This is a genomic window from Bacillus sp. A015 (genome assembly GCF_053851875.1).
Genome location: NZ_JBSPZB010000018.1, coordinates 16484 through 40578 on the forward strand (window position 1 = coordinate 16484; position 24095 = coordinate 40578).

Sequence of the window (24095 nt, forward strand, 5' to 3'; positions counted from 1 at the left end):
ATGACGATCAAACGCGCATTAATCAGTGTTTCCGATAAAACGAATCTTGTACCTTTTGTGAAAGAATTAACAGAACTGGGTGTTGAAGTGATCTCAACTGGAGGTACACACAAGCTTCTTCAAGAGAACGGCATTGATGTCATTGGGATTTCTGAAGTGACTGGATTCCCAGAAATCATGGACGGACGACTCAAAACACTTCACCCAAACATTCATGGTGGACTATTAGCAGTGAGAGAAAACGATGAGCACATGGCACAGATTGAAAAGCACGGCATTCAGCCGATTGATCTTGTTGTCGTGAATCTCTATCCATTCAAAGAGACAATCTCAAAAGACGATGTGACGTATGAAGAAGCGATTGAAAACATTGATATTGGCGGGCCGGGTATGCTTCGTGCTGCATCTAAAAACCATCAGGACGTGACGGTCATTGTAGACCCTCGTGATTATGATGCAGTCGTTCAGCAAATCAAAGAAGGCGGCGTGTCGCTAGAGAAAAAACGTGAGCTTGCGGCAAAGGTATTCCGTCATACAGCTGCTTACGATGCCCTCATTGCGGATTATTTAACGAACCATGTTGGCGAAACGGAGCCAGAACAGTTCACTGTTACGTTTGAGAAAAAACAATCCCTTCGTTATGGAGAAAACCCGCACCAAGCGGCTACTTTCTATGAAAATGCTCTTCCAAGCAAAGGCTCTTTGGCAACAGCAACGCAATTACATGGAAAAGAACTTTCATACAACAATATCAAAGATGCTGATGCAGCTCTCCAAATCGTACGTGAATTTACGGAGCCAGCAGCTGTCGCTGTGAAACACATGAACCCATGTGGTGTCGGTACAGGGGAAACCATTGCTGAAGCATTTGACCGTGCATTCAAAGCAGATGAAACATCTATTTTTGGCGGCATTGTTGCGCTCAACCGTGAAGTAGACAAACAAACGGCAGAAGTTCTTCATACGATTTTCTTAGAAATTGTCATCGCACCATCATTTAGCCAAGAAGCACTTGAGGTGTTAACAGCGAAAAAGAACCTTCGTCTCTTAACACTCGATGTCGAAGCTGATCTCGAGAAGAAAGAAAAGCAGCTAACTAGTGTCCATGGCGGACTGCTCGTTCAGGATATCGACACCTACGGCTTAGAGGAAGCAACGATCTCCATTCCAACAAAAAGAGAACCAACTGAAGACGAATGGAAAGATTTAAAGCTTGCATGGAAAGTGGTCAAGCATGTGAAATCAAATGCGATTGTCCTTGCGAAAGATCAAATGACAGCAGGTATCGGTGCTGGTCAAATGAACCGTGTCGGCTCGGCTAACATTGCGATTGAACAAGCAGGTGAAAAGGCGAAAGGAAGCGCACTAGGCTCTGATGCTTTCTTCCCAATGGGCGATACAGTGGAAGCTGCTGCTAAGGCAGGCGTGACAGCGATCATTCAACCAGGCGGATCGATTCGTGATGAAGAATCGATTCAAAAGGCAGATGAATACGGCATCGCCATGGTCTTCACTGGCGTTAGACATTTCAAACATTAAGGGGATGACAGCGTGAACGTATTAATTATCGGCAGAGGCGGAAGAGAGCATACCATCGCATGGAAAGTGAATCAAAGTGAACTTGTCAGCCAAGTATTTGTCGCACCCGGCAACGATGGAATGACAGGCGCTGCAAAGCTTGTACCGATCGACGAAGGCGATCATGAGGCATTAATTCGTTTTGCAAAAGAAAACGAGATCGGCTTAACGATTGTTGGGCCAGAGGTTCCTTTAATTGCAGGTGTGGTGGATGCATTTGAAAAGGCAGGTCTAAAGGTATTTGGACCAAATGCAAAAGCGGCAGTCATTGAAGGTTCAAAGGAATTCGCAAAGGACTTAATGAAAAATTACGATATCCCGACAGCCGCTTATGCCACCTTCACATCGTTTGAAGAAGCGAAGGCATATGTAGAAGAAAAGGGTGCGCCGATTGTGATTAAAGCAGACGGTCTTGCAGCAGGAAAAGGCGTGACAGTTGCCATGACACTTGAAGAGGCGATCGATTGCCTGCATGACTTTTTAGAGGATGAAAAGTTTGGTGATGCGAGTGCATCTGTTGTGATTGAAGAATTTTTAACAGGGGAAGAATTTTCTCTGATGGCCTTTGTCAATGGAGAAAAGGTGTACCCAATGGTGATCGCACAGGATCACAAACGGGCTTTTGAAGATGACAAAGGGCCGAACACTGGCGGTATGGGTGCTTATTCACCGGTTCCACAAATTTCAGATGAAGTGGTGCAAAAAGCGGTGGAAGAAGTGGTGAAGCCGGCGGCTCGCGCGATGGTGCAGGAAGAACGTCCGTTTACAGGCATTTTATATGCGGGCTTAATGCTGACACCAGAAGGCTCAAAGGTCATTGAATTTAATGCACGCTTTGGCGACCCTGAAACGCAGGTTGTGCTTCCTCGTCTTGAATCGGATTTAGTTCAAGTATTCCTCGATATTTTAGATGGAAAAGATGTGAACTTACAGTGGAAAGACACTGCCGCTGTAAGTGTAGTTCTTGCTTCAGAAGGATACCCAGAGGACTATGCAAAAGGCACGCCAATCGGTGCTTTGCAAACAACTGTCTCTGATGTCGTGACCTTCCATGCAGGAACAAAAAAGGAAAACGATCAATTCGTCACAAATGGCGGTCGTGTAGCAAATGTGACCGGATTTGACGATACATTTGAAGCGGCAAGATCAAGAGTATATGAAGCCGTTGAAGAAATCATTCAGCCAGGTCTATTTTATCGCCGTGACATTGGCGCCCGTGCGCTGAAGGTTGCGGGAAAAACGGTTTAATCCAAACACCTTTCTATCTGATGGGATAGAAAGGTGTTTTCTTCTTTTGATGATTAGAAGGGATAAAGCCCGAATATGGAGAAGTGTTATAGGATTACCCATTCACAAGGAGGCAACATGGAAATTAAGGCAATTATTATCTTTGCAATATTCATGCTCATTTTATTTCTCATAGCAATAAATAACATCATGTTGATTGCCATTAAGCAGAATAAATTGAAAAAAGGCTTAGCCATTAGTTATATGATCATTTCAATTTTTTCTGGCATTGCTATTTCTTCATTTTTAATTTGGAAGTTTTTCATTAGCTAAGAGAGGAATGAGTGTATGGTGCAATTGAAGAAACTTGCAAACGAGCGTTTTTCTGCTTCGATCTGTATGGATTCCTTTAATGAGCGAATTCGTTTGGATGACTATAGCGGCAGTGTGCGTGATGTGATTCAGTCAGTGCTTCAGGAAGCGGCGGACTGCAAGGCGTCTAAAGTCATTGTAAAAGTAAGGCGTGAGCATATGCCGCTTTTTTTAGAAAAAGGCTTTCGGCTTGAAGGGGTGTTTTCTCATTATTTCCTCGGAAGTGATGCGTACGGAATGTCGCTCTTTCTCACAGAGGATCGGATGAACAGTCCGTATTGGCTGAAGGAAGATGAAATGGTTGCGTCTATTCAAGAAAAGCCGATCAAAAAAGACCAGGGCACGTGGCCGGATGAGTATGTGATGAGGGAAGCCGATATGAAGGATGTTCACAAGCTGGCAAAGCTCTATGATACGGTCTTTGAAACGTATCCCACGCCAATGAACGAGCCAGATTACATCCAAAAGGTGATGGAGGAAGGGACAGTCTTTTATGTCGTTGAACATGACGGTCACATTGTGAGTGCAGCATCCGCTGAAATCAATGCACCGTATGGACATGCGGAATTAACAGATTGTGCAACCCTTCCATCATACAGAAAACTAGGATTCATGCATCATTTAATTCTAGCACTCGAAAAAGAGCTTCAATCGATGCATATCTATGTCTTTTATTCTCTTGCACGTGCACTTTCCTATGGGATGAATCAAGTGTTTTATCAGCTTGGGTATACGTATACCGGGCGCTTCCAAAACAACTGCTATATTTTTGACAAAATGGAAGATATGAATCTATGGGTGAAAACGCCGAATGAATCATGAAATGGTTCTCATCTGATCAAGCAGACCAGATAGGCGGTAAGCCATGATGCTTAGCTGCAGCTTCATCCGATCATCAGTGGATTTGAGGCTGCAGCCTGTTCTCGTTTCAATTTGTTTCAAGCGATAGCTTAATGTATGCCGATGAATAAACAATTCCCCCGCAGATTTTTGAATATTTTCATTGTGTGCTAAATACACTTCGAGTGTATGGATCAGATCAGCCCCTTGTTTTTTCGTATAAAGCAAAGGGCTTAACAGCTCCACGTAAAAGTCATGCAAATTCATTCCGGCTTCGTTCATTTCAAGGAGCATACCATATAAGCCGAGCTTCTGATAATGAATGATGCTCTCGTCTGTCTTTAAAAGAGGAAGAAGTTTTGCTGCATACTGGGCTTCCTTTGCACTTTTTGCAAAGAGAATGATCTGATCATAGGCTCTGCCAATGCCAATCACAATCGGATGAAGGGGGAAAAAATAAGACCAAGTGCTCCGGCACTCCTCTGATGCCCTATACCACTCCGTTTCTTGAAACGTCTTTTTTCCTGCTGGTGTCAGCACAAAAACGGAATCGAGCCTTGCCTTTAGTAAAAAAGGGATATGTCTGCGTTCAAATATCGATGTGAGTAATTGAGATAGGCGCTGCACCATCTGGTGATCGAGCTGTGTGTGCTGATGCTGAAATTGAAAGTAGATGACCACTTGTTCATCGCTCATATCATATTGAAGCTTTCTTGCTTGTTCGACCACATAGCTTTCTTCTGTGTATTGCTGCTGTAACATATCATCTAACAAATGACCCTGCATTTGGTTTTCTGTATCTTGAACGGCTTTTTGTTTCAGCCATTCAATGGCATACACTGCCCCGGCATGCTCGATCGCGATCGCATCGAGATGGTGCCACGCCTCCTTTTTCTTTAAAGACACAATAAACCCGAAAATATCGCCCATCGCAATTACCGGGCACGCAGCGAGGACAAACGCACCACACGTGTCATAGACGAGCCGCCCTTTCTCCTCTGCCTGCTTGAGAAGAGGAGTGGTTTCAATTGGTTCACGATCTGTCAGAAAGCCAAAAGCAGGAGAATACGTCACTTCATCCTTTACAAGATGAGCAGCCTTTTGATGCAAAAAGACATCGAGCACGACGATGTTCGCCGCAGTGAGATGTGCCAGCTCATCCGTAATTTGCGTCACATTCTTATTGCTCACATTTAAATGAGTCAGTCTTTGATGAATCGCTGAAGAATATTTGAGTTGATGGAGCTGACTGCTGACGATTTGCTCTAGGACGGCTTTTGTAATGTCTGAGAAATTGACATGTGAAGGAATCTCAATGAGCGGAATGCCGCTGTTTTTGGCCGCTTGAATCAGTGATGCTGGGATCTCCGTTAAGTACACGTCTTTATAAATCGCAATGGCTGATAGACGCTGAGATTGAATCAATTTTTCAAGCCGTATGCGTCTTTCCTTATTTTCTGCAAGCCCAAATCCGGTTGTGACGAGTAGTTCCCCTTCTGAAACCCTGGAAGTGTCCTCGATAATTTCCACAATGGTCACCCACTGAATGAGGCGGTCCAGTCCATTTTCTCCAGCAAGCAGTTTTGTTTCCTTCATAATATCGAGCGAGAGTGCGTCTTTGACGAGAATCGCCATAGACTCATGACCTCCTTTTGAACACTTTTATACACGATGTATAAAAAATGTGTGTGAAATTCGGGCATGTGGCGAATGGAGGATGACTGCCCTCTTGATTAAGCTAATCTTATAACAAGTATACGAAATTTTCTTGCGATTCATGTAAAAAGAAAGATGCAGCTGCTGACGAGAGAGGGAGGAATGGCAAAGTGGAAACCCGGAATTACTTAATCAAACCGATGTTAAATCAGGATTATCCTGTGGCTGTGAAAGGAGAGGGGATTTATTTATATGATCGGGACGGAAATAAATATGTAGATGGATCATCGGGTGCGGTCACGGCGAGTATTGGACATGGTATACAAGACATCATTGATGCCATGACAGAACAAGCAAAAAAAGTGAGCTTTACGTACAGGTCACAATTCACAAATGAACCAGCGGAAGAACTTGCCTATGAATTGAGTACGCTTTGCCCAGGCAATCTGAACTGGTCTTTTTTTGTCGGAAGCGGATCAGAGGCAACAGAGACAGCGATGAAAATCGCGATACAGCATTGGCAGGAGCAGGGGAAGACTGAAAAGAATCACATCATATCAAGATGGATGAGTTATCACGGCATCACGCTTGGTGCGCTGTCGATGTCAGGTCATATTGCAAGAAGAGAGCGCTTTGAACCACTGCTCGATAAACACCCGGTGCTGTCTCCGCCGTATAGCTACCGGTCATGGCTGCCAAAAGAAGAAAGCAAACAGGTCGAGTGGTATGTTCAGGAATTGAAAACCGTCATCCAGCGTATAGGAAAAGAGAGGATTGCAGCCTTTATTGCTGAGCCAATTGTTGGAGCAGCGGGAGCGGCACTTGTGCCGCCAGATGGATATTTTGAGGCGATGAAGCGGGTCTGTGAGGAAAACGACATTTTAATGATTGCAGATGAAGTCATGACAGGCTTTGGACGAACTGGGAAAATGTTTGCCATGGAGCACTGGGGTGTCGTACCAGATATCATGGTTCTCGGGAAAGGAATGAGTGCCGGCTATTCACCAATTGCGGCAACCGTATCAGCGGATCATGTGATCGCTCCAATTCTCAGTGGCTCAGGCTCTGTAATGGCCGGTCATACGTTTAGTGCCAATCCGCTTTCAGCAGCCGTCTCACTGGCCGTCATTCGATATATGAAAAAACATCAGCTTCATGAACGAGCTGACCTGTCCGGTCGATATTTAATGAATGCCTTAAAGGATTTGCAAACAAACCATTGCATCATCGGGGATGTAAGAGGAAAGGGACTGCTTATTGGTATAGAGTTTGTCGCAGATCGATTATCCAAAACGCCATTTCCTGCACATGCTCAGATGACCAATCTAGTGGTTGAGACGGCAAAGCAAAATGGATTGCTCGTTTATCCAGCAAGCGCTGGAGAGGATGGAGTGGGAGGCGCAGCTGTCATGATTGCACCGCCGCTTTCCATTACGCAGCAGGAGATGGATGAACTCATTCATCTATTCGGGCAGACCATCACGCAGGTCGAACAAGAAGTCATCAATCGAGGGTTTTTCCCATCTGCCATGTAGGGAGGAAAAAATATGAACAAAACAGCGAGCTTTGATGAAGTGATCGCGCGTTTTAAAGACGGCATGACCATCATGTTTGGCGGGTTTGGGGGCGTGGGTTCACCGCCATCATTGATAGATGCCATTTTAGAAGCAAATATCAAAGATCTGATATTGATTGGAAATGATGCAGGCTTCCCGCAAATTGGTGTTGGCCGGCTCATCACAGAAGGGAGAGTCAAGAAAATCATTGCTTCTCATATTGGCTCAAATCCCATTGCCGGGCAGAAAATGCAGGCGGGTACATTAGACGTTCTCTTTTACCCGCAGGGCATCCTAGCAGAAAAGATCAGAGCAGGCGGGATGGGGCTAGCGGGCATTGTCACAGATGTCGGCATGGATAGCCTGAATCTCGGTGAGAAACAATTGGTTCCGCTCAATGGAAAGAACTATATCCTTGAGCCTGCGCTGACAGCGGATATTGCCATCGTGAATGCCTTCAAAGCAGATGAAGCAGGAAATCTAATTTTTGATAAAAGTGCACGGAATACCAACCCGATTGTAGCGATGGCAGGAGACTGGACCATTGCGGAAGTAGAAGAGATTGTGCCGGTGGGCGGGCTTCACCCAGAAGAAATTGTGACACCGGGTGTATTTGTGAACCAGATCGTGCAATCAAAAGGAGTGAACTGGACATGGGCATGGGAGACATCGATTTAAGACACCGCATTGCCAAACGAGCGGCGCAGGAAATTGAAGATGGCATGATCGTGAATCTTGGGATCGGCATCCCGACCCTTGCGGCCGAGTACATCCCAGTACATTACCGGGTGTGGCTGCATGCAGAAAACGGCATTATGGGGGCAGGGGCATCACCTGTACAAGGTGAAGAAGATCCAAATTTGTGCAATGCCGGCGGTTTTCCAATTACGTTAACAAAAGGCGGCTCATATATGGACAGCACGACCGCTTTTGGCATCATTCGAAAAGGCATGCTGGATATGACGATTTTAGGTGCACTTGAAGTAAGCAGTCAGGGTGACCTTGCGAATTGGATTGTGCCAGGAAAAAGAGTACCTGGAATGGGCGGAGCGATTGAGCTGGCGCAAAAGGCGAAAAAGGTTGTGGTGGTGATGAGCCACCTTGATAAACACGGACAATCAAAGGTGAAATCCGCCTGTACGCTGCCATTAACCGCTAAATCTTGTGTGGATCTGATTATCACGGATATGGCGGTCATTGAGGTCAAGTCGCAGCTGCTCATTTTGCGTGAAGTCATGCCACCGTTTCAGCCGGAAGATGTCATGAGGGCGACAGAGGCACCCCTCATTTTAGCGCCTGATGTCAAATCTGTTGTGTAGAAAGGATGACCGACTTGCAGCCAATTACACGTATCAGAAACTGGATGAGAGAGCACCAGGATGAAGCCATTATGCTTCTAAAGCAAATGGTGCAATGTGACAGTACCCAAGGAAATGAACAAGAAGTACAGCAAATCGTAGCAAATAAGCTTTCAGCCATTGGCTTTGATGTAGATGTATGGGAAATCGGCGGCGCTGACTTGCTGGAACATCCTTATTTTTATTCTCCGCGGCGTTCTTTTAAAGGAAGTCCCAATGTCGCTGGACGATTGAAAGGGAAAGGGGACGGCAAATCCATTTTATTAAATGGTCACGTGGATGTTGTCCCAGAAGGAGATACGAATCAATGGACATATCCGCCCTACAGCGGGCATATCATAAACGGGAGACTTTATGGACGCGGGGCAACAGATATGAAAGGCGGGAATGTTTCTTTACTCTTCGCACTTGAGGCGCTGCATGAGCTTCAGATTCCGCTGAAAGGAGATGTGGTGTTCCATAGTGTGGTCGAAGAGGAAAGCGGCGGGGCAGGCACACTTGCAGCGATACTGAGAGGGTATACAGCAGATGCTGCCATCATACCGGAACCAAGTCATATGAAAATTTTTCCGATTCAGCAGGGGTCTAAGTGGTTCAGACTGCATATTAAAGGAAGGGCAGCTCATGGCGGAACAAGATATCACGGCGTCTCCTCTATTGAAAAAAGCACCATTGTCCTTTCACATATAGCGGCACTAGAAGAAGAAAGAAATCGGCGAATCACCGAGCCGCTGTTTCAGCATATCCCCATTCCGGTCCCGATCAACATTGGGAAAATTCAAGGCGGTGATTGGCCGTCCTCTGTAGCAGACCTTGTCATAATGGAAGGCAGACTTGGCGTGATGCCTGGTGAGACAGTTGAGCAGGCAGAGGAGGAATTAGAAAATTGGATGGCGGGACTCGGGGAAAAGGATGAATGGTTCCAAGATCATCCTGTAGAGGTCGAATGGTTTGGAGCAAGGTGGCTTCCTGGGTCAATCGATGCGGGTCATCCGCTTCTAGGTCTATTGAAGGAACAATATGAAGAGGTATTAAAGCAGCCGCCAAAGGTTGAAGCCGCCCCATGGGGAACAGATGGCGGATTACTGTCACAGGCGGCGGGTATTCCGATCATTGTGTTCGGACCTGGAACAACGGAGCTTGCCCATTACCCGAATGAATCCATCGACATTGAGCATGTGATCGAAGCAGCTGAAATTATCGCGGGTACGATGGTGAAATGGTGCGAAGTAGCAGAATGATGCGAAAAATTGATCACAAAAAAGAAGGCTGTCTCACTCAGCCTTCTCTTTATGTGTGTCCTGCTGCTCACACATATATGTCACTGGACAAAAACGAAGAATGCCAGATGCCAGTTTCATACCGCCAAACATGATGCTGAAAAGAAGCATTTTACTCCATGGTTTTCTAGCATACAAGGACCCAGCCACAGTACATATTGTCATTCCGCAGGCAATTCTAATGAGCGCTTCCATTAAGCCAAGATTAGGTTTCATTGAAGGTGAATCTCCTTTTTTAAAATTATTTTAAGTGTGATTTCAAGAAATTGTAACGTTTCATTAATGCGTAACGTGGTTCGTTATGTTACGATAGGGCTAATACAAATGAAGGAGAGTATGTGAATGTCCGAACGTACTTTTAATTGGAGAAACAATGACATCCGCACACAAATCGATGTAGTCGACTCAAAAATAGTTCCAACACTCCTTTTAACGAATGGACTCGTGCTAAACCCTTTTTTGAAGCAATGGGTGAAGGCAAATATTTGGATACATGATGATCGAATTGTTTATGTCGGAGCAGAGCTTCCTCAAAATAAATCAGCCAAACGTGTGATTGATTGTGAAGGGAAATACATTGTGCCAGGGTATATTGAGCCTCATGCGCATCCGTTCCATATTTATAATCCCCAATCACTTGCAGAATATGTGTCTCAATTTGGCACAACAACAATGGTCAGCGATAACTTATTTCTTCTTTTGCAGAGCAATGAAAAGAAAGCGCTTTCCACTCTATGTGAATTAAAAAAGCAGCCATTTCAGTATTTTTGGTGGTCCAGATACGATCTTCAGACTGAAGTAAGATATGAAGATGAAATGCTTCCAATCAACTATCGCAAGGAATGGATTGATCATCCTGACGTCCTTCAAGGCGGCGAATTAACAAGCTGGCCAAGATTGATGGACGGTGATGATCTCATTTTATATTGCATGCAAGAAACGAAGAAGCAGAGAAAACGAATTGAAGGGCATTTTCCCGGCGCTTCAGAGAAAACGCTAACAAAAATGAAGCTGTTTGGAGCGGACAGTGATCATGAAGCAATGAATGCAGATGATGTGCTAAAACGCTTGTCTCTTGGCTACTATGTCTCACTGCGGCATTCTTCCATCCGCCCAGATTTAGTGAACATTTTAAGAGAACTACATGAGCGCGATTTTAGGCACTATGACCACTTTTTCTATACAACAGATGGCGCTGCCCCTCACTTTTATGAGGAAGGCATGATTAATCGTTTAATTTCAATTGCCCTTGAAGAAGGCGTGCCCACGATTGATGCGTACAATATGGCGACATTTAACATGGCAAAATACTATCAAATGGATGACTTATTAGGCGTTGTCGGACCAGGTCGATTGGCTTCTTTGAATATTTTAGATGATCCGATGAACCCAAATCCTGAAACGGTTATTTCTAAAGGGGTTATTCTCAAATTAGATGGTGAGAACCAGCATCAATTTCAAGAAACAAAATGGGAAAATGGCGGGCTTGTTCCACTAGACTTAGGCTATGACCTGACGATGAGCGATTTGCAATTCTCCATGCCTCTTGGTGTCAAAATGAGGAATGCCGTCATCATGGAGCCTTATACAGTGGAAATTGATAACTCCGTGAACCAGCTGTCATGTGACCATGATCAAAGCTTCTTTAGCCTGATTGACCGAAAAGGCGAGTGGCGTGTGAATACCGTGCTAAAAGGTTTTGCAAACAAAGTGCAAGGCTTTGTCAGCTCATTTTCGCTCACGGGTGACATTTTAGTGATCGGGAAAAATAAAGATGATATGATGCTGGCACATAAGCGTATGAAAGAAATCGGCGGGGGAATCGTACTCACAGAGAACGGAAAAATTCTGCATGAAATACCGCTGCAATTATCAGGCTGTGCATCGGCTGAACCGTTTGAGACTGTTCTTCAGCAGGTACAAACATTACGCGAGCTGCTCATTGAGCGAGGATATCCATTTGACTGTCCAATTGATACACTCGTCTTTTTCCAAAGTACACACTTGCCATATATTCGCGTGACACCAAGAGGAATATTTGATGTCATGAAAAAAACTGTACTCTTTCCGTCTATAATGCGTTAAAATATAACAGAGTGGAGCTGTATCACCTTTGCCACATTTCTGACAGCTGTTATAGGGCAGAAATGAGCAATGTGTCTCTTCGCTGCCATGTAAGTGAAAATGATCTTATGTGGGATGTTGACAAAGCAGAGGGCTTTGACATGACGAGTGAAGTGCCCTAATTGTAAAATGAATCTGTCGGTTACGCTGGCCGACCAACATATTTTGAATGATTGAGCAAGGCGGGACGCTTGTTTGTTGTCTCGCCGTGCTTTCCACACAACCTGTATTTTAGGGCAGACCTAATCGAGCAGAAGTGATCTACATATCGGAAGCAAACAAGTTTGTCAGATTGTCGTACAAGGAAAATGACAAAGCTTGTCGAATTTGTTTACGATAAAGAAGCTTCGGCTTACGAAAGAACCTGACGGCATTTTCAGCGTAGAACCAAACTGTCATGATTCGTTCAAAGCTCATTGCTGAGGTTGAAAAAAATTAGTCAGGAAAGATACCGCTTTCTCGGAAAAATGTCGTGCGAAGCGGTGTGCCAATAGTAAAGGAGAAGATGTATAAAGATGCAAATTGATAAATTAAGGGGCAAAAGCTTAGATCAATTATTCAACTCCATCTTATCCCTTAAAGACCTGGAAGAATGCTATCGATTTTTTGATGATTTGTGTACCATCAATGAAATCCAATCTTTATCACAGCGTCTTGAAGTAGCGCGTATGCTTCGTGAGGGAAACACGTATCATAAAATCGAAACGGAAACAGGTGCGAGTACAGCGACCATCTCACGTGTCAAACGCTGCTTGAACTATGGAAATGATGCCTATACGATGGCACTTGACCGCGTAGCAGAGCAACAAGCAAAAGACGAAACAAAATAAAGCAGCCTTCACTGTAAACAATCCTTTTTCCGAAATGGATTTGTTTGCAGTTTTTTTATCGAAAGCGCTGTGAAACGACGAACAGGGACTGATGAAGTGGTCCCTGTTCTTTTACTTTAGCTCGCCCATAAACCACCTTTTTCTCACGCATACTCTTTCTCCCCATTTCCATTCACTTCTCTATGTTGTTTATACGTGATTGATCAGGAATATCAATGAAAAAAGGTGCGTCTCCGCACCTTTTAAAGCTAGACAGACGGCTGTGTGCCTGAGAACATAGGCACTTCGCTTGTTTGGCCATTCTCTTGTCTAAAGATAATATGTTTTTCTTGAAAATGAATGGGCGATTCAATGCCAGCAGCTGCGGATAAGTTAAATAAACCTTCTCTAAGAGACAGGATATAATTGCATACTCGGTATTTCTTTTCTTCAATCGATAACCCCTTTTGCAGCTTTGGATCAGTCGTGGCGACTCCTACTGGGCATTTATTCGTGTGACATACTTGCGCGCGAATGCAGCCGACTGAAAACATGAGTCCTCTTGCGATATTCACAAAGTCAGCACCCATTGAAAGGGCAATCGCAATTTTATCAGGTGAGAGAAGTTTGCCAGAAGCAAAGAGTTTCACCTGATCTCTGACACCATATTCCTTCAATATTTGATGAACCATTGGAAGTGCGGTGAAAATCGGCAGGCCTGCGGAATCCGCCAATTCATGAAAGGAAGCTCCTGTGCCGCCTTCTCCGCCATCCACTGTAATGAAATCAGGGTGCTTTCCGCTTTTTTTCATATAGCTGGCAAGCTCTTCAATGTCTTCTTTATGTCCGACAACAAGCTTGATTCCAACTGGCTTTCCGCCTATACTTCGCAGCTGTTCAATGAAATCAAACATGTCAGGAATGGAGTTGAACATCTCAAATCGGTTCGGGCTGTCAATCGATTGGTGGGGCGGTAATTTACGGATATGCGCAATTTCTTCTGTGACTTTTTCTCCGTCAATGTGACCGCCGCGTGTTTTCGCTCCTTGTGCCAGCTTAAGTTCAAAGGCTTTGACTTCTTCATGTTCACTTTTTTTCTTAAATTCTTCGAAGGAAAATGCGCCATCCTCTGTTCTGACACCAAATAGACCTGGACCAATCTGGCAAATGATATCGGCGCCGCCTTTGAGGTGATAAGGGGAAAGTCCGCCTTCACCTGTGTTCATCCACGTGCCGCCGGCCATTTTTAATCCGGAGGATAGAGCCGTAATCGCCCGGTCGCCTAAGGAGCCATAGCTCATGGCGGATTGACCAATCAGTCCCTTTACATGGAAAGGTTTCCGACACGTCTTTTCTCCAATGATTTGTACATCCTCTTCATGAAGATAATAAGGTTTTGCTTCGACTTCTTTGATATGTTCGCTTCTTCGCAGTAAATTATCTTGATCAATCTGATACACTTTTGTTTTTATTTTTTCGGATTGATCGATGCGCAATTCATCTCGCTGTTTTGGAAACAGGACGTTTCGAATGTAATAACCAGGCTTGTCAAAATCACGTTTTGATCCAAACCCCATCGTCCGGCTGTTGTACTTTCCAGACATGACGGCTTGCTCGTATTCTCTTCTCGAAAAAGGAAGCTCTTCTCGATCATTGAGGAAGAGATATTGGCGAAGCTCAGGTCCTATTTTTTCAAAAATGAACCGTAGTTTTCCAATGACCGGATAATTTCGCAGGACAGAATGTTCTTCTTGCTTTTCATCCCTTATCCAAATCCATATCAATAAAATGATGGGTACGATCAAACAAATCACTAGCAGTGCGGCTATGACAATTAAAGTAGTTGTCATGTCATCCCTCTTTTCTCTTTCATTGCTGTTGTTATTCCACTTTTCCTTCAAAGAGAAACCACCTGAACATATTGTGACGTTTAGAAATGAAGAGGCGGGGTAACTTAAAAATAAGCTGACAAGGGGAGGGAACATATATGAATAAGCGTCCAAATACGTATGTACTTGCAGGATTAGGGGTTGGAGGTGCTGTGTTATTAGCGGTTAAAAATAAACAGCATCTGAAAAAATGGGCAAGCATGTTCCGATCAAATGAAAAGGTTCCTGAAAAAGCCGGTAACCCCGATCCATTAGATATCCAAGACAACAAGATGGTCGATGAAGGGGCCATGACATCCGTCCATTATTATAATGAAGTGAGACAATAGTTTTAAAAAACCGTTTTGAATGATCAAAACGGTTTTTTTCTTGCCTATCACAATACGTTATATTTAAGAGGATCAACAATCTGAAAACCGATCAGCCCTTTATGATCAGGCGTCGAGAATTGAAATTCAATGCCTGACAAATGATAGGTTGAGAGAACATCTTGATCCGTAAAACGTAAAGAATACTCATCCTCATGAACTGGTGCGTGCCGCAGGACCTCGGCTTCTTCTGCAAATAACTCCAAGCCAGCCACTCGATCCTTTTGATCGATATCTACATTGACACATTCATTGATGTCTAACTCAATTGTTTCGTTAATCTTCACATTCTCCGCGGGCGGGGTGATATAGATGTATCCGATGTCTATTGTTTGATCATATGTGATTTTTCTTTTCATAGAGTCACCTGCTTAATAGATGGTTTTTGGTCAAAACTAGCAATAGCATCCTTTATTGTATAGTATCATGAGACGATACAACACAACTTTCATATCAAGTGAAGTGTCATAAAACATAACGATACGCATGTATCGCCATAAAAACGGGTTTTTTATCAGCTCTCAAGCTGTCTCGTCTCACCTATTTTCAAAAGAATGAAACTTTTAGCTAAAGGAGGTTACCCGTTTTTTGCGGTCACTGATTTTGTTATAATATTTAAATGGAATGAAACGAATGGAGGAACGTTTTTCATGTATGATGTTACCGAGTGGAAGCATGTCTTTAAACTCGATCCAAATAAAGAGATTTCCGATGAACAGCTAGAAGCGATTTGCGAATCTGGTACGGACGCCATATTAATTGGCGGCAGTGACAATGTGACAGAGGACAACGTGCTCCAATTGATGTCAAAGGTTCGCCGGTTTCTTGTGCCATGTGCGCTTGAAATCTCAACACATGAGATGATTGTGCCGGGCTTCGATCTGTATTTCATCCCGGCCGTATTAAACAGCTCTCATCCTGATTGGATTGTTGGGCTTCATAAGGATGCGATGAAGGAATACGGTGATTTGATGTCAATGGAAGAGATTGTGCCAGAAGGATATGTGATCTTAAACGAAGATTGTAAAGCGGCCAAGCTCACAGAGGCAAATACTGCGTTGGATATAGATGATGTAAGGGCATATGCAAGAGTGGCAGAGCATTTGATGAAACTGCCCATTTTTTATCTAGAATACAGCGGGACGCTTGGAGATATAGAGCTTGTCAAAGAAACAAAAGCAGTGCTTCACGAAACGGTTCTTTTTTATGGCGGCGGCATTGAGAACGCGGAGCAGGCAAAAGACTTTGCACAGCATGCAGACGTGGTCGTTGTAGGAAACGTCATTTATGACAATTTCAAAGAAGCGTTAAAGACAGTCGACGCAGTCAAAAAGTGATCATAGTCAAACGAGACGAAACGGGTTAAAATAGAACATAAGTTCGAATTGGCGGTGAATGGAATGAATGAAATATCGAATCATCTATTAGAAGGGCTGAATGACGCGCAGAAGGAAGCGGTCAAAGCAACAGACGGTCCGCTATTACTGATGGCAGGAGCAGGCAGTGGAAAAACACGGGTGCTCACACATCGAATTGCGTACTTAATGGCAGAAAAGCATGTCGCTCCGTGGAACATTTTAGCGATTACATTTACGAATAAAGCAGCACGTGAAATGCGTGAACGTGTCCAAGCCATTTTAGGACCTGGTGCAGATGACATTTGGATCTCGACGTTTCACAGCATGTGTGTCCGAATTTTAAGACGCGATATTGACCGCATTGGTGTGAATCGCAACTTCTCCATATTAGACACATCTGATCAGCTTTCCGTGATTAAAAACATTTTAAAAGAACGAAATATTGATCCTAAAAAGTTCGACCCACGCAGCATTTTAGGATCAATCAGCAGTGCAAAAAACGAACTCATTGATGCAGAGGAATACGCAAAAACAGCCGGTGACTTCTATGATCAAGTGGTCAGCGACGTCTATACAGATTATCAAAAACGATTACTCAAAAACCAGTCACTCGATTTTGATGATTTGATTATGATGACGATCCGTCTGTTTGAACGCATCCCTGAAGTATTAGAGCATTACCAGAGGAAGTTCCAATACATTCATGTCGATGAGTATCAGGATACAAACAGAGCGCAGTACATGCTTGTGAAGCTGCTCGCTCAGCGTTTTCAAAATATTTGTGTCGTCGGTGACTCAGACCAGTCCATCTATCGCTGGCGCGGAGCGGATATCACAAACATTCTTTCCTTTGAAAAAGACTATCCGTCCAGTGAAGTGATTCTGCTTGAGCAAAATTACAGATCGACTAAACGCATTTTGCATGCCGCAAATACGGTCATACAAAACAATGCGAATCGTAAACCAAAAAACCTTTGGACAGAAAATGATGAAGGAGCGAAGATTGCCTATTACCGTGCAGATAATGAATTCGGCGAGGGTCAATTTGTTGCTGGAAAGATTCGTCAGCTTCATCAAAGCGGAAAGCGCAAATTATCCGATTTCGCGATCCTCTATCGAACCAATGCTCAGTCCCGTGTCATAGAGGAAACATTAATGAAGGCGAACATTCAATACAACATTGTCGGCGGTACGAAGTTCTATGACAGAAAAGAGATCAAGGACATTTTGGCGTACTTACGACTTGTAGCAAACCCAGACGACGATATTAGTTTTGCGCGAATTGTCAACGTGCCAAAGCGCGGAATCGGAGCCACATCTGTTGATAAAATTGCGGCATATGCAGAGATGAATGACCTGTCGATGTTTGAAGCGCTTGGTCAGGTGGATTTCATTGGACTGAGTGCAAGGGCAGCCAATGCGCTTGATGAGTTCAAACAGCTCATTGATCAAATGACGAACATGCAGGAGTATTTATCTGTCACAGAATTAACAGAAGAAATCCTCGAGAAAACAGGCTATCGTGAAGCGCTTAAGGTCGAAAAAACGATTGAAGCACAAAGCCGCTTAGAAAATATTGATGAGTTTCTATCCGTCACAAAGAACTTTGAAGAACAAAATGAAGACAAAGCGCTTGTGACCTTCCTGACAGATCTCGCTTTAGTTGCAGACATTGATAAGCTGGATGAAAATGAGGAGGAAGATCAGGATGCTGTCATCTTGATGACCCTTCACGCAGCAAAAGGTCTAGAATTCCCTGTTGTTTTCTTAATGGGGATGGAGGAAGGTGTCTTCCCGCACAGCCGTTCATTAATGGAAGATGCAGAGATGGAAGAAGAACGCCGCCTTGCTTACGTAGGCATCACACGGGCTGAAGAAGAGCTTTATTTATCAAGTGCTAAGATGAGAACATTATTCGGCCGGACGAACATGAACCTTGAATCAAGATTCATTAGAGAAATACCAGCCGATTTATTGGACAACCTAAATGAGAAAAAAGAAACGAAAACACCGTTTGGTCAAACAAGAGAAAGACCGCAAAGACGGGGCCCTGTCTCTCGTCCGCAAACTCAAACCATTCAAAACACAGGTGCCGGCAGTATTGGCTGGGCTGTGGGCGATAAAGCAGCCCATAAAAAATGGGGCGTTGGAACGGTCGTGAGTGTGAAAGGCAGCGGAGACAGCACAGAGCTTGATATTGCGTTCCCAAGCCCTACAGGCATTAAGCGGCTCCTCGCAGCATTTGCGCCAATCGAGAAGCAATAAAACCAAAGGACTTACAAAACGGATGAAGTGAAAGGAAGAAGCAGATGGATAAAGAAGCAGCGAAACGCCGGATCGAGGAACTGCACCAGATTTTGAATCAATACAACTACGAATACCATACACTTGATCGTCCAAGTGTTCCTGACGCTGAATATGATGAGCGGATGCGTGAGCTGATCTCTCTAGAGGAAGAACACCCTGATTTAAAAGCAGCCGATTCCCCCTCACAGAGAGTAGGGGGTGCTGTTTTAGATGCCTTCCAAAAAGTACGTCACGGCACACCGATGCTCAGTCTTGGGAATGCGTTTAATGAACAGGACCTTCTTGATTTTGACCGCCGGGTTCGTCAAGCAGTCGGTGACGATATCGCATACAATGTCGAGCTGAAAATTGACGGACTCGCTGTTTCTCTCCGTTATGAAAATGGAGTGTTTGTCCAAGGTGCCACACGTGGAGATGGGACAACGGGTGAGGATATTACAGAAAACCTAAAAACCATTCGCTCCATCCCGCTCAAAATCAATCGTCCTCTGTCGATTGAAGTGAGAGGGGAGGCATTTATGCCAAAACCTTCTTTTGAAGCATTAAATGAAAAAAGATTACAAAACGAAGAAGAGCCGTTTGCGAACCCGCGTAATGCGGCTGCGGGCTCACTTCGTCAGCTTGATACGAAAATTGCAGCGAAACGAAACCTTGATATCTTCGTCTACAGTATAGCGGAGCTTGATGAAATCGGTGTTGAAACGCAAAGCGCGGGACTCGATCTTCTCGACGAACTTGGCTTTAAAACCAACAAAGAAAGACGGATGTGCCAAACGATTGAAGAAGTGATTGATCTCATCGAAACACTGAAAACAAAGCGTGCCGATTTTTCTTATGAAATCGACGGAATTGTCATCAAGGTCGATTCCTTGGCTCAGCAGGAAGAGCTTGGCTTTACAGCAAAAAGTCCGCGCTGGGCTGTTGCGTACAAGTTCCCTGCAGAAGAAGTCGTAACGAAGCTGCTTGACATTGAACTGAGTGTGGGGCGTACAGGTGTTATCACACCAACAGCGATTCTTGAGCCTGTAAAAGTAGCAGGGACGACCGTGCAGCGTGCTTCTCTTCACAATGAAGATTTGATCAAAGAAAAGGATATTCGCCTATTTGATCAAGTGATTGTGAAGAAAGCGGGCGATATTATTCCGGAAGTAGCAGGCGTACTTGTCGATCAACGTACTGGGGAAGAAAAGCCGTTTCACATGCCAACTGAATGTCCAGAGTGTCATAGTGAGCTGGTGAGGATCGAAGGGGAAGTCGCCCTGCGATGCATCAATCCAGAATGTCCCGCACAAATACGTGAAGGACTCATACACTTTGTTTCTCGTAATGCGATGAACATTGATGGTCTTGGCGAGCGTGTCATTACACAGCTTTTCAAAGAACAGCTCGTGTCTCGTGTGTCAGACCTTTACCGATTAACGAAAGAAGAGCTCATTCAGCTCGAACGAATGGGCGAGAAATCTGTCGATAATTTACTGCGTTCGATTGAGCAATCGAAAGAAAACTCTCTTGAGCGTTTACTATTTGGTCTCGGCATTCGATTTATTGGTTCTAAAGCGGCGAAGACCTTGGCGATGCATTTCGAGGACATCGATCAATTAAAGCAAGCGACAAAAGACCAATTACTCGAAGTTGACGAAATTGGTGAAAAAATGGCCGATGCAGTCGTCACTTACTTTGAGAAAGAAGAAATACTGGATCTGCTAAATGAACTTAAAGAACTTGGGGTCAATATGACCTACACAGGGCCAAAGCCAGTGAAAGCAGAAGAAAGTGATTCCTACTTTGCAGGAAAAACAATCGTGCTTACAGGGAAATTAGCAGAAATGTCTCGAAACGATGCAAAGGCAGCAATCGAAGCATTAGGCGGCAAATTAGCAGGTAGTGTGAGTAAAAAAACAGACTTAGTCATTGCCGGAGAAGCAGCTGGTAGTAAGCTGACAAAGGCAGAAGAACTCAATATTGAAATTTGGGACGAAGCTAAAATGCTCGAGGAGCTAAAGAAATAAGAGGAGTGTTTTCTATTGAAAAAGTTGTTATTGCTGATGACAATGCTCACACTGGTACTGTCAGCGTGTGCACCTTTTGGGGGAAAGGACGAGGAAGAGGTCACACAAAAAACGGATGAAACGAAGGAAACAGCGATCATCCCGATGTACAATATCTCTGACTCCTATTACAAAATGGTGCTGCCGTTTAAACAAGGGGCTGCAAGAGGATTAACAGCAGAGCGTCTCAATACACGCTTGGATATTGATGAATTTGAAATAGGACTCATGCGCCTGGCAACAGAGTCATTTAATACAAACGACTATCTTTTCCAAGAAGGACAGCATTTAGATGAGGATACCGTTCTCAGCTGGCTCGCGCGCAAAAAAACAGGTAGTGATCTGAAAAAAGCTGAAAAAGAAGATAAAGACTTTAAGAACCTAGGCTTAAACCCTGCTCTTCCAAACTCAGGTTCAACAAAGTCAAAAAACGAAAATAGTCCAATATACTTAGCTTCGATGCTAGAGCATAATTACTTAATTCGAAAAGACAAAAATAGCTTACAGCTTGGTGGAGTCGTCATTGGTCTTGCACTGAACTCTGTCTATTATTATCGTGAAAATATCGGTGATCCCCAGCAAGAGGTGACTATCGATTCATCGAAAAATTCAAAGAAGCTCTTAGCAGAGGGCGAAAAAATCGCTGAGCAAGTGATCAAACGAATTCGTCAAATGGACGGTTTGCAAAAAGTGCCTGTCATGATTGCCCTTTATAAACAAGCGCCAAAATCGTCGATTGTACCAGGAAACTTTATCGCCAAAACCGATGTGAAAGCAGGCTCAGCTGATATCGGCAATTGGGATACGATCGAAGAAGAGAATGTATTCTTCCCTTCAGATAATGCGAAAAGTAACTACAAAGATGATTCAGAGCGATTTGACCGCTTCAAGACAAAGGTAGAAGACTACTTCCCAAATTACACTGGAGTGGTAGGAAAAGGTTTCTATAAAAACGGAAATCTGCAAAAAATGAAAGTAGAAATTCCAATGCAGTTCTACGGAAAAACGGAAGTCGTGGCTTTCACGCAATATTTAACAGGTGAAGTGATGGACTACTATAAGAGCACAAATATAGAAATCAACATCACGTCTTCTGATCAACAAGAAGCCCTGATCACGAAAAATGCTGAAGATAAAGAGCCAACTGTCCATATATATGATTAAATAAAAGGTATTTCTAAACATTTGTCAAAATAGAAGTAGAATCCAAGAGGAAAGGCTGGTATGTTGATGCTCGTATAATGCTGATTACCGTCATGAATATTTAAAAAGACGATAAAAGGAGAATCAGCATGCATAAAGAAGTAAAAGCACGATATGATGAACAGAAAGTCTTAAAGAAAGCGGCTCACTTGTATGATTTTCAGCTAGACCAAGTCACATTTCTAGCCGATGCAGAAAATTATGTGTATGAATATAAGGCAATGAACGGGGAGAATTATATATTAAAAATCACCCATACCATTCGTCGTTCACCCACATATATTTTAGGAGAAATGGACTGGCTTCGGTACCTATCTCATCATGGGATCTCAGTAGCAAAACCGATTTCATCAGCAAGAGGAAAAGACGTTGAAACCATTCCTGATCAAGCCGGAGGCGCATTTTTACTCCGTGTGTATGAAAAAGCACCTGGTAGAAAAGTGAATGAAGGAGATTGGAATGGGAAGCTGTTTGAAGCGTTAGGTGCCTATACAGGGCGCATGCATCAAACAACAAAACGATATCAAGTGAAAGATCCTCGCTATAAGCGTCAAGAATGGTATGAAGAGGAGCAATTAAAGCTTGATAAATATATTCCTTCTGATCAAACGGTTGTTTTGCGGAGAAAAGATGAATTGATGCAAAAGCTTCACCAGCTCCGAATCTCTAAGGATGTCTACGGACTGGTGCATGCCGATTTACATCACGGAAACTTCCATTATCATCAAGAGGAAATTATTGCATTTGATTTTGATGATATTGGATATCACTGGTTTATCAATGATATTAGTATTTTGCTATACAATGTTCTTTGGTATCCGGTGATTCCATATGGGGATAAAGCTGAATTTACTGCAGAATTTATGAGTCATTTTCTAAAAGGCTATCGACAGGAGAATGAGCTTGATGACGCGTGGCTGGCAACAATACCTGATTTTCTCATGCTCCGTCATATGCTTATTTATGGGCTTTTACATCAAGCATTTGATCTCCAAACAATGACTTCTGACGAAAAGGCTATGCTGACACGTTTTCGAAAGGAAATTGAACAAAAAACACCAATCACGCCTTTTGATTTTCATCAGCTTGCCCAATAAAAAAACGGGACTGACCCCCGTTTTTGAGACAGGAATCAAAACATCTTTATGAAACAGCCAGTTGCCGAAACTCTTTTGGTGACTGGTTGTTTCATTTCAATTGAATAACTAACTCTTGAGCCCATAGAAAAACACCTCCAAATTGTTTTCAGGTATTCTATACCCGATTTTCAACTTAAAGGTGTTTTTTATTTGTCTCACTTTATGGGGTCAGTCCCAAACGGGGGTTTTCCTATACCGTATCACACTTCACGCCAACAACGCCTTCTAGATCTTTAATATCAAAGTACACATCGGTTGTATATCGGTCTTTATGCACACGAACGCGTACTTCCATGATCGGATAGTCCTTTTCCTTTAAATCATCAATTCGAACAGAATGAATGCGAATATTGAGTGCTTTCATTTCTTTTAAAATGTCTGTCATCCGGTTTCGATCAGAAAGTGACATTCTGATGCGGATTTCTTTTTCCTGCAGGCGAATCGGCCCGATTCGCTGGAAGAGCCATGGTAAAAATTCAACACTGATCAGAATAAAGAAAAGACTGAGGAAGGCTTCTTTATAAAAACCTGCACCTGTTGCAACCCCAAGTCCTGCTGCTCCCCAGATCATCGCGGAAGTCGTGAGACCTGAGATGACATCATTGCTTTTTCGCAGAATCACACCTGCTCCAATAAAACCAACACCAGATATAATTTGCGCCGGTAACCTGAGTGGGTCCATTTGAAGCTTAGAGACTCGAGGGAAATTGTAGGCTGCATCAATGCTGATGATGGTTAATACGCAGGAGCTGACAGCAATGACAATACACGTTTTTAAGCCGAGCGGCTTTTTCTTAAGCTCGCGTTCTAGACCAATGATCAACCCGATTAAGGTGGCCACGGCTAATTTTAAGACAGTATCCCATTCAATTGTCCAAAACATGCGTATCGCTCCTTTCACTTCATGTACGTTTCACATTATGTATATGATCTTCTCACAGCCCATATGGCTGCACAACTTTTATTTTATTCAGATTCGAAAG

Annotated in this window: 21 protein-coding genes; 16 read left to right on the forward strand and 5 right to left on the reverse strand. The window is 43.6% G+C overall.

From position 1 onward, the window contains the following. The 4 genes from purH (at position 1) to ablB (ending at position 3999) form a co-directional block, all read left to right on the forward strand. Entirely contained in the window at positions 1-1539 is a 1539-nt protein-coding gene (purH, locus tag ACSLGF_RS14325) for a bifunctional phosphoribosylaminoimidazolecarboxamide formyltransferase/IMP cyclohydrolase (protein ID WP_456006563.1), read from the forward strand. Positions 1540-1551: 12 nt separating this feature from the next. Further along, positions 1552-2826 carry a phosphoribosylamine--glycine ligase gene (gene purD, locus ACSLGF_RS14330; protein WP_456006565.1) on the forward strand — a complete coding sequence of 425 codons (1275 nt, stop codon included), beginning with the start codon at positions 1552-1554 and terminating at the stop codon, positions 2824-2826. Between the two features lie 117 nt (positions 2827-2943). Further along, positions 2944-3138, forward strand: a complete 195-nt coding sequence (locus ACSLGF_RS14335) for a hypothetical protein (RefSeq protein WP_456006567.1) — start codon at positions 2944-2946, stop codon at positions 3136-3138. A gap of 15 nt (positions 3139-3153) precedes the next feature. Next, the gene (gene ablB / locus ACSLGF_RS14340) at positions 3154-3999 is read left to right on the forward strand and encodes a putative beta-lysine N-acetyltransferase (RefSeq protein ID WP_456006569.1); all 846 of its coding nucleotides are present in this window, start codon (positions 3154-3156) and stop codon (positions 3997-3999) included. Here ablB and ACSLGF_RS14345 read toward each other — a convergent pair. Beyond that, on the reverse strand, positions 3994-5652 hold the full coding sequence (locus ACSLGF_RS14345; protein WP_456006571.1) for a PucR family transcriptional regulator: 1659 nt from the start codon (positions 5650-5652) through the stop codon (positions 3994-3996). The genes ablB and ACSLGF_RS14345 overlap by 6 nt on opposite strands. Before the next feature lie 191 nt (positions 5653-5843). Here ACSLGF_RS14345 and ACSLGF_RS14350 point away from each other — a divergent pair, with 191 nt between their 5' ends. From ACSLGF_RS14350 to ACSLGF_RS14365, 4 genes are read left to right on the forward strand one after another with little or no spacing between them, the layout of a single operon-like run. Continuing rightward, positions 5844-7208, forward strand: a complete 1365-nt coding sequence (locus tag ACSLGF_RS14350) for an aspartate aminotransferase family protein (RefSeq protein WP_456006573.1) — start codon at positions 5844-5846, stop codon at positions 7206-7208. A 12-nt stretch (positions 7209-7220) separates the two neighbouring features. Continuing rightward, positions 7221-7907, forward strand: coding sequence for a CoA transferase subunit A (locus tag ACSLGF_RS14355; RefSeq protein ID WP_456006575.1), 687 nt, complete (start codon positions 7221-7223; stop codon positions 7905-7907). Next, complete coding sequence (locus ACSLGF_RS14360; protein ID WP_456006577.1) at positions 7883-8548, forward strand: 3-oxoacid CoA-transferase subunit B; 666 nt, start codon at positions 7883-7885, stop codon at positions 8546-8548. The genes ACSLGF_RS14355 and ACSLGF_RS14360 overlap by 25 nt, the downstream gene beginning before the upstream one ends. 14 nt (positions 8549-8562) lie before the next feature. Beyond that, positions 8563-9828: a peptidase gene (locus tag ACSLGF_RS14365; RefSeq protein ID WP_456006579.1), complete on the forward strand. Its 1266-nt coding sequence runs from the start codon at positions 8563-8565 to the stop codon at positions 9826-9828. Between the two features lie 33 nt (positions 9829-9861). Here the strand turns inward: ACSLGF_RS14365 and ACSLGF_RS14370 are convergent, their stop codons facing one another. Continuing rightward, positions 9862-10083, reverse strand: a complete 222-nt coding sequence (locus tag ACSLGF_RS14370; protein WP_034320223.1) for a YgaP family membrane protein — start codon at positions 10081-10083, stop codon at positions 9862-9864. A 126-nt stretch (positions 10084-10209) separates the two neighbouring features. On the opposite strand from ACSLGF_RS14370, the gene ACSLGF_RS14375 reads away from it, so the two are divergent. After that, positions 10210-11952: an adenine deaminase C-terminal domain-containing protein gene (locus ACSLGF_RS14375; protein WP_456006581.1), complete on the forward strand. Its 1743-nt coding sequence runs from the start codon at positions 10210-10212 to the stop codon at positions 11950-11952. 554 nt (positions 11953-12506) lie between these two features. Continuing rightward, complete coding sequence (locus ACSLGF_RS14380) at positions 12507-12821, forward strand: YerC/YecD family TrpR-related protein (RefSeq protein WP_099727379.1); 315 nt, start codon at positions 12507-12509, stop codon at positions 12819-12821. Between the two features lie 248 nt (positions 12822-13069). Here ACSLGF_RS14380 and ACSLGF_RS14385 read toward each other — a convergent pair whose 3' ends face one another. Then, positions 13070-14650: an FMN-binding glutamate synthase family protein gene (locus ACSLGF_RS14385; RefSeq protein WP_456006584.1), complete on the reverse strand. Its 1581-nt coding sequence runs from the start codon at positions 14648-14650 to the stop codon at positions 13070-13072. Between the two features lie 137 nt (positions 14651-14787). On the opposite strand from ACSLGF_RS14385, the gene ACSLGF_RS14390 reads away from it, so the two are divergent. Next, positions 14788-15018: a hypothetical protein gene (locus tag ACSLGF_RS14390; protein WP_456006586.1), complete on the forward strand. Its 231-nt coding sequence runs from the start codon at positions 14788-14790 to the stop codon at positions 15016-15018. A 47-nt stretch (positions 15019-15065) separates the two neighbouring features. Here ACSLGF_RS14390 and ACSLGF_RS14395 read toward each other — a convergent pair whose 3' ends face one another. Continuing rightward, positions 15066-15416 (reverse strand): DUF2283 domain-containing protein, encoded by a 351-nt coding sequence (locus ACSLGF_RS14395; RefSeq protein WP_456006588.1) that lies wholly within the window; start codon positions 15414-15416, stop codon positions 15066-15068. Between the two features lie 291 nt (positions 15417-15707). Here ACSLGF_RS14395 and pcrB point away from each other — a divergent pair, with 291 nt between their 5' ends. The 5 genes from pcrB to ACSLGF_RS14420 all read left to right on the forward strand — a co-directional run bounded on the left by pcrB (position 15708) and on the right by ACSLGF_RS14420 (position 23070). Continuing rightward, positions 15708-16394: a heptaprenylglyceryl phosphate synthase gene (gene pcrB, locus ACSLGF_RS14400; protein ID WP_456006591.1), complete on the forward strand. Its 687-nt coding sequence runs from the start codon at positions 15708-15710 to the stop codon at positions 16392-16394. A 63-nt stretch (positions 16395-16457) separates the two neighbouring features. Next, positions 16458-18680 carry a DNA helicase PcrA gene (pcrA, locus tag ACSLGF_RS14405; RefSeq protein WP_456006593.1) on the forward strand — a complete coding sequence of 741 codons (2223 nt, stop codon included), beginning with the start codon at positions 16458-16460 and terminating at the stop codon, positions 18678-18680. Between the two features lie 44 nt (positions 18681-18724). Beyond that, complete coding sequence (gene ligA / locus ACSLGF_RS14410) at positions 18725-20731, forward strand: NAD-dependent DNA ligase LigA (protein ID WP_456006595.1); 2007 nt, start codon at positions 18725-18727, stop codon at positions 20729-20731. A 15-nt stretch (positions 20732-20746) separates the two neighbouring features. Then, the gene (locus ACSLGF_RS14415) at positions 20747-21934 is read left to right on the forward strand and encodes a CamS family sex pheromone protein (protein ID WP_456006597.1); all 1188 of its coding nucleotides are present in this window, start codon (positions 20747-20749) and stop codon (positions 21932-21934) included. Between the two features lie 128 nt (positions 21935-22062). Continuing rightward, the gene (locus ACSLGF_RS14420) at positions 22063-23070 is read left to right on the forward strand and encodes a phosphotransferase enzyme family protein (protein WP_456006599.1); all 1008 of its coding nucleotides are present in this window, start codon (positions 22063-22065) and stop codon (positions 23068-23070) included. 232 nt (positions 23071-23302) lie between these two features. On the opposite strand, the gene ACSLGF_RS14425 is transcribed toward ACSLGF_RS14420, so the two are convergent. Further along, positions 23303-23995 (reverse strand): MgtC/SapB family protein, encoded by a 693-nt coding sequence (locus tag ACSLGF_RS14425; protein ID WP_024424547.1) that lies wholly within the window; start codon positions 23993-23995, stop codon positions 23303-23305. Positions 23996-24095 lie beyond the last annotated feature (100 nt).

Bases quoted from the DNA above. Each gene is read 5' to 3' on its own strand.
- ACSLGF_RS14380 (WP_099727379.1), top strand. From the start codon at position 12,507: ATGCAAATTGATAAATTAAGGGGCAAAAGCTTAGATCAATTATTCAAC.
- purH (WP_456006563.1), top strand. From the start codon at position 1: ATGACGATCAAACGCGCATTAATCAGTGTTTCCGATAAAACGAATCTT.
- ACSLGF_RS14370 (WP_034320223.1), bottom strand. From the start codon at position 10,083: ATGAAACCTAATCTTGGCTTAATGGAAGCGCTCATTAGAATTGCCTGC.
- ACSLGF_RS14425 (WP_024424547.1), bottom strand. From the start codon at position 23,995: ATGTTTTGGACAATTGAATGGGATACTGTCTTAAAATTAGCCGTGGCC.
- pcrB (WP_456006591.1), top strand. From the start codon at position 15,708: ATGTATGATGTTACCGAGTGGAAGCATGTCTTTAAACTCGATCCAAAT.
- ligA (WP_456006595.1), top strand. From the start codon at position 18,725: ATGGATAAAGAAGCAGCGAAACGCCGGATCGAGGAACTGCACCAGATT.
- ACSLGF_RS14355 (WP_456006575.1), top strand. From the start codon at position 7,221: ATGAACAAAACAGCGAGCTTTGATGAAGTGATCGCGCGTTTTAAAGAC.
- ACSLGF_RS14345 (WP_456006571.1), bottom strand. From the start codon at position 5,652: ATGGCGATTCTCGTCAAAGACGCACTCTCGCTCGATATTATGAAGGAA.
- ACSLGF_RS14385 (WP_456006584.1), bottom strand. From the start codon at position 14,650: ATGACAACTACTTTAATTGTCATAGCCGCACTGCTAGTGATTTGTTTG.
- ACSLGF_RS14395 (WP_456006588.1), bottom strand. From the start codon at position 15,416: ATGAAAAGAAAAATCACATATGATCAAACAATAGACATCGGATACATC.
- ACSLGF_RS14390 (WP_456006586.1), top strand. From the start codon at position 14,788: ATGAATAAGCGTCCAAATACGTATGTACTTGCAGGATTAGGGGTTGGA.
- pcrA (WP_456006593.1), top strand. From the start codon at position 16,458: ATGAATGAAATATCGAATCATCTATTAGAAGGGCTGAATGACGCGCAG.
- ACSLGF_RS14420 (WP_456006599.1), top strand. From the start codon at position 22,063: ATGCATAAAGAAGTAAAAGCACGATATGATGAACAGAAAGTCTTAAAG.
- ACSLGF_RS14375 (WP_456006581.1), top strand. From the start codon at position 10,210: ATGTCCGAACGTACTTTTAATTGGAGAAACAATGACATCCGCACACAA.
- ACSLGF_RS14360 (WP_456006577.1), top strand. From the start codon at position 7,883: ATGGGCATGGGAGACATCGATTTAAGACACCGCATTGCCAAACGAGCG.
- ablB (WP_456006569.1), top strand. From the start codon at position 3,154: ATGGTGCAATTGAAGAAACTTGCAAACGAGCGTTTTTCTGCTTCGATC.
- ACSLGF_RS14335 (WP_456006567.1), top strand. From the start codon at position 2,944: ATGGAAATTAAGGCAATTATTATCTTTGCAATATTCATGCTCATTTTA.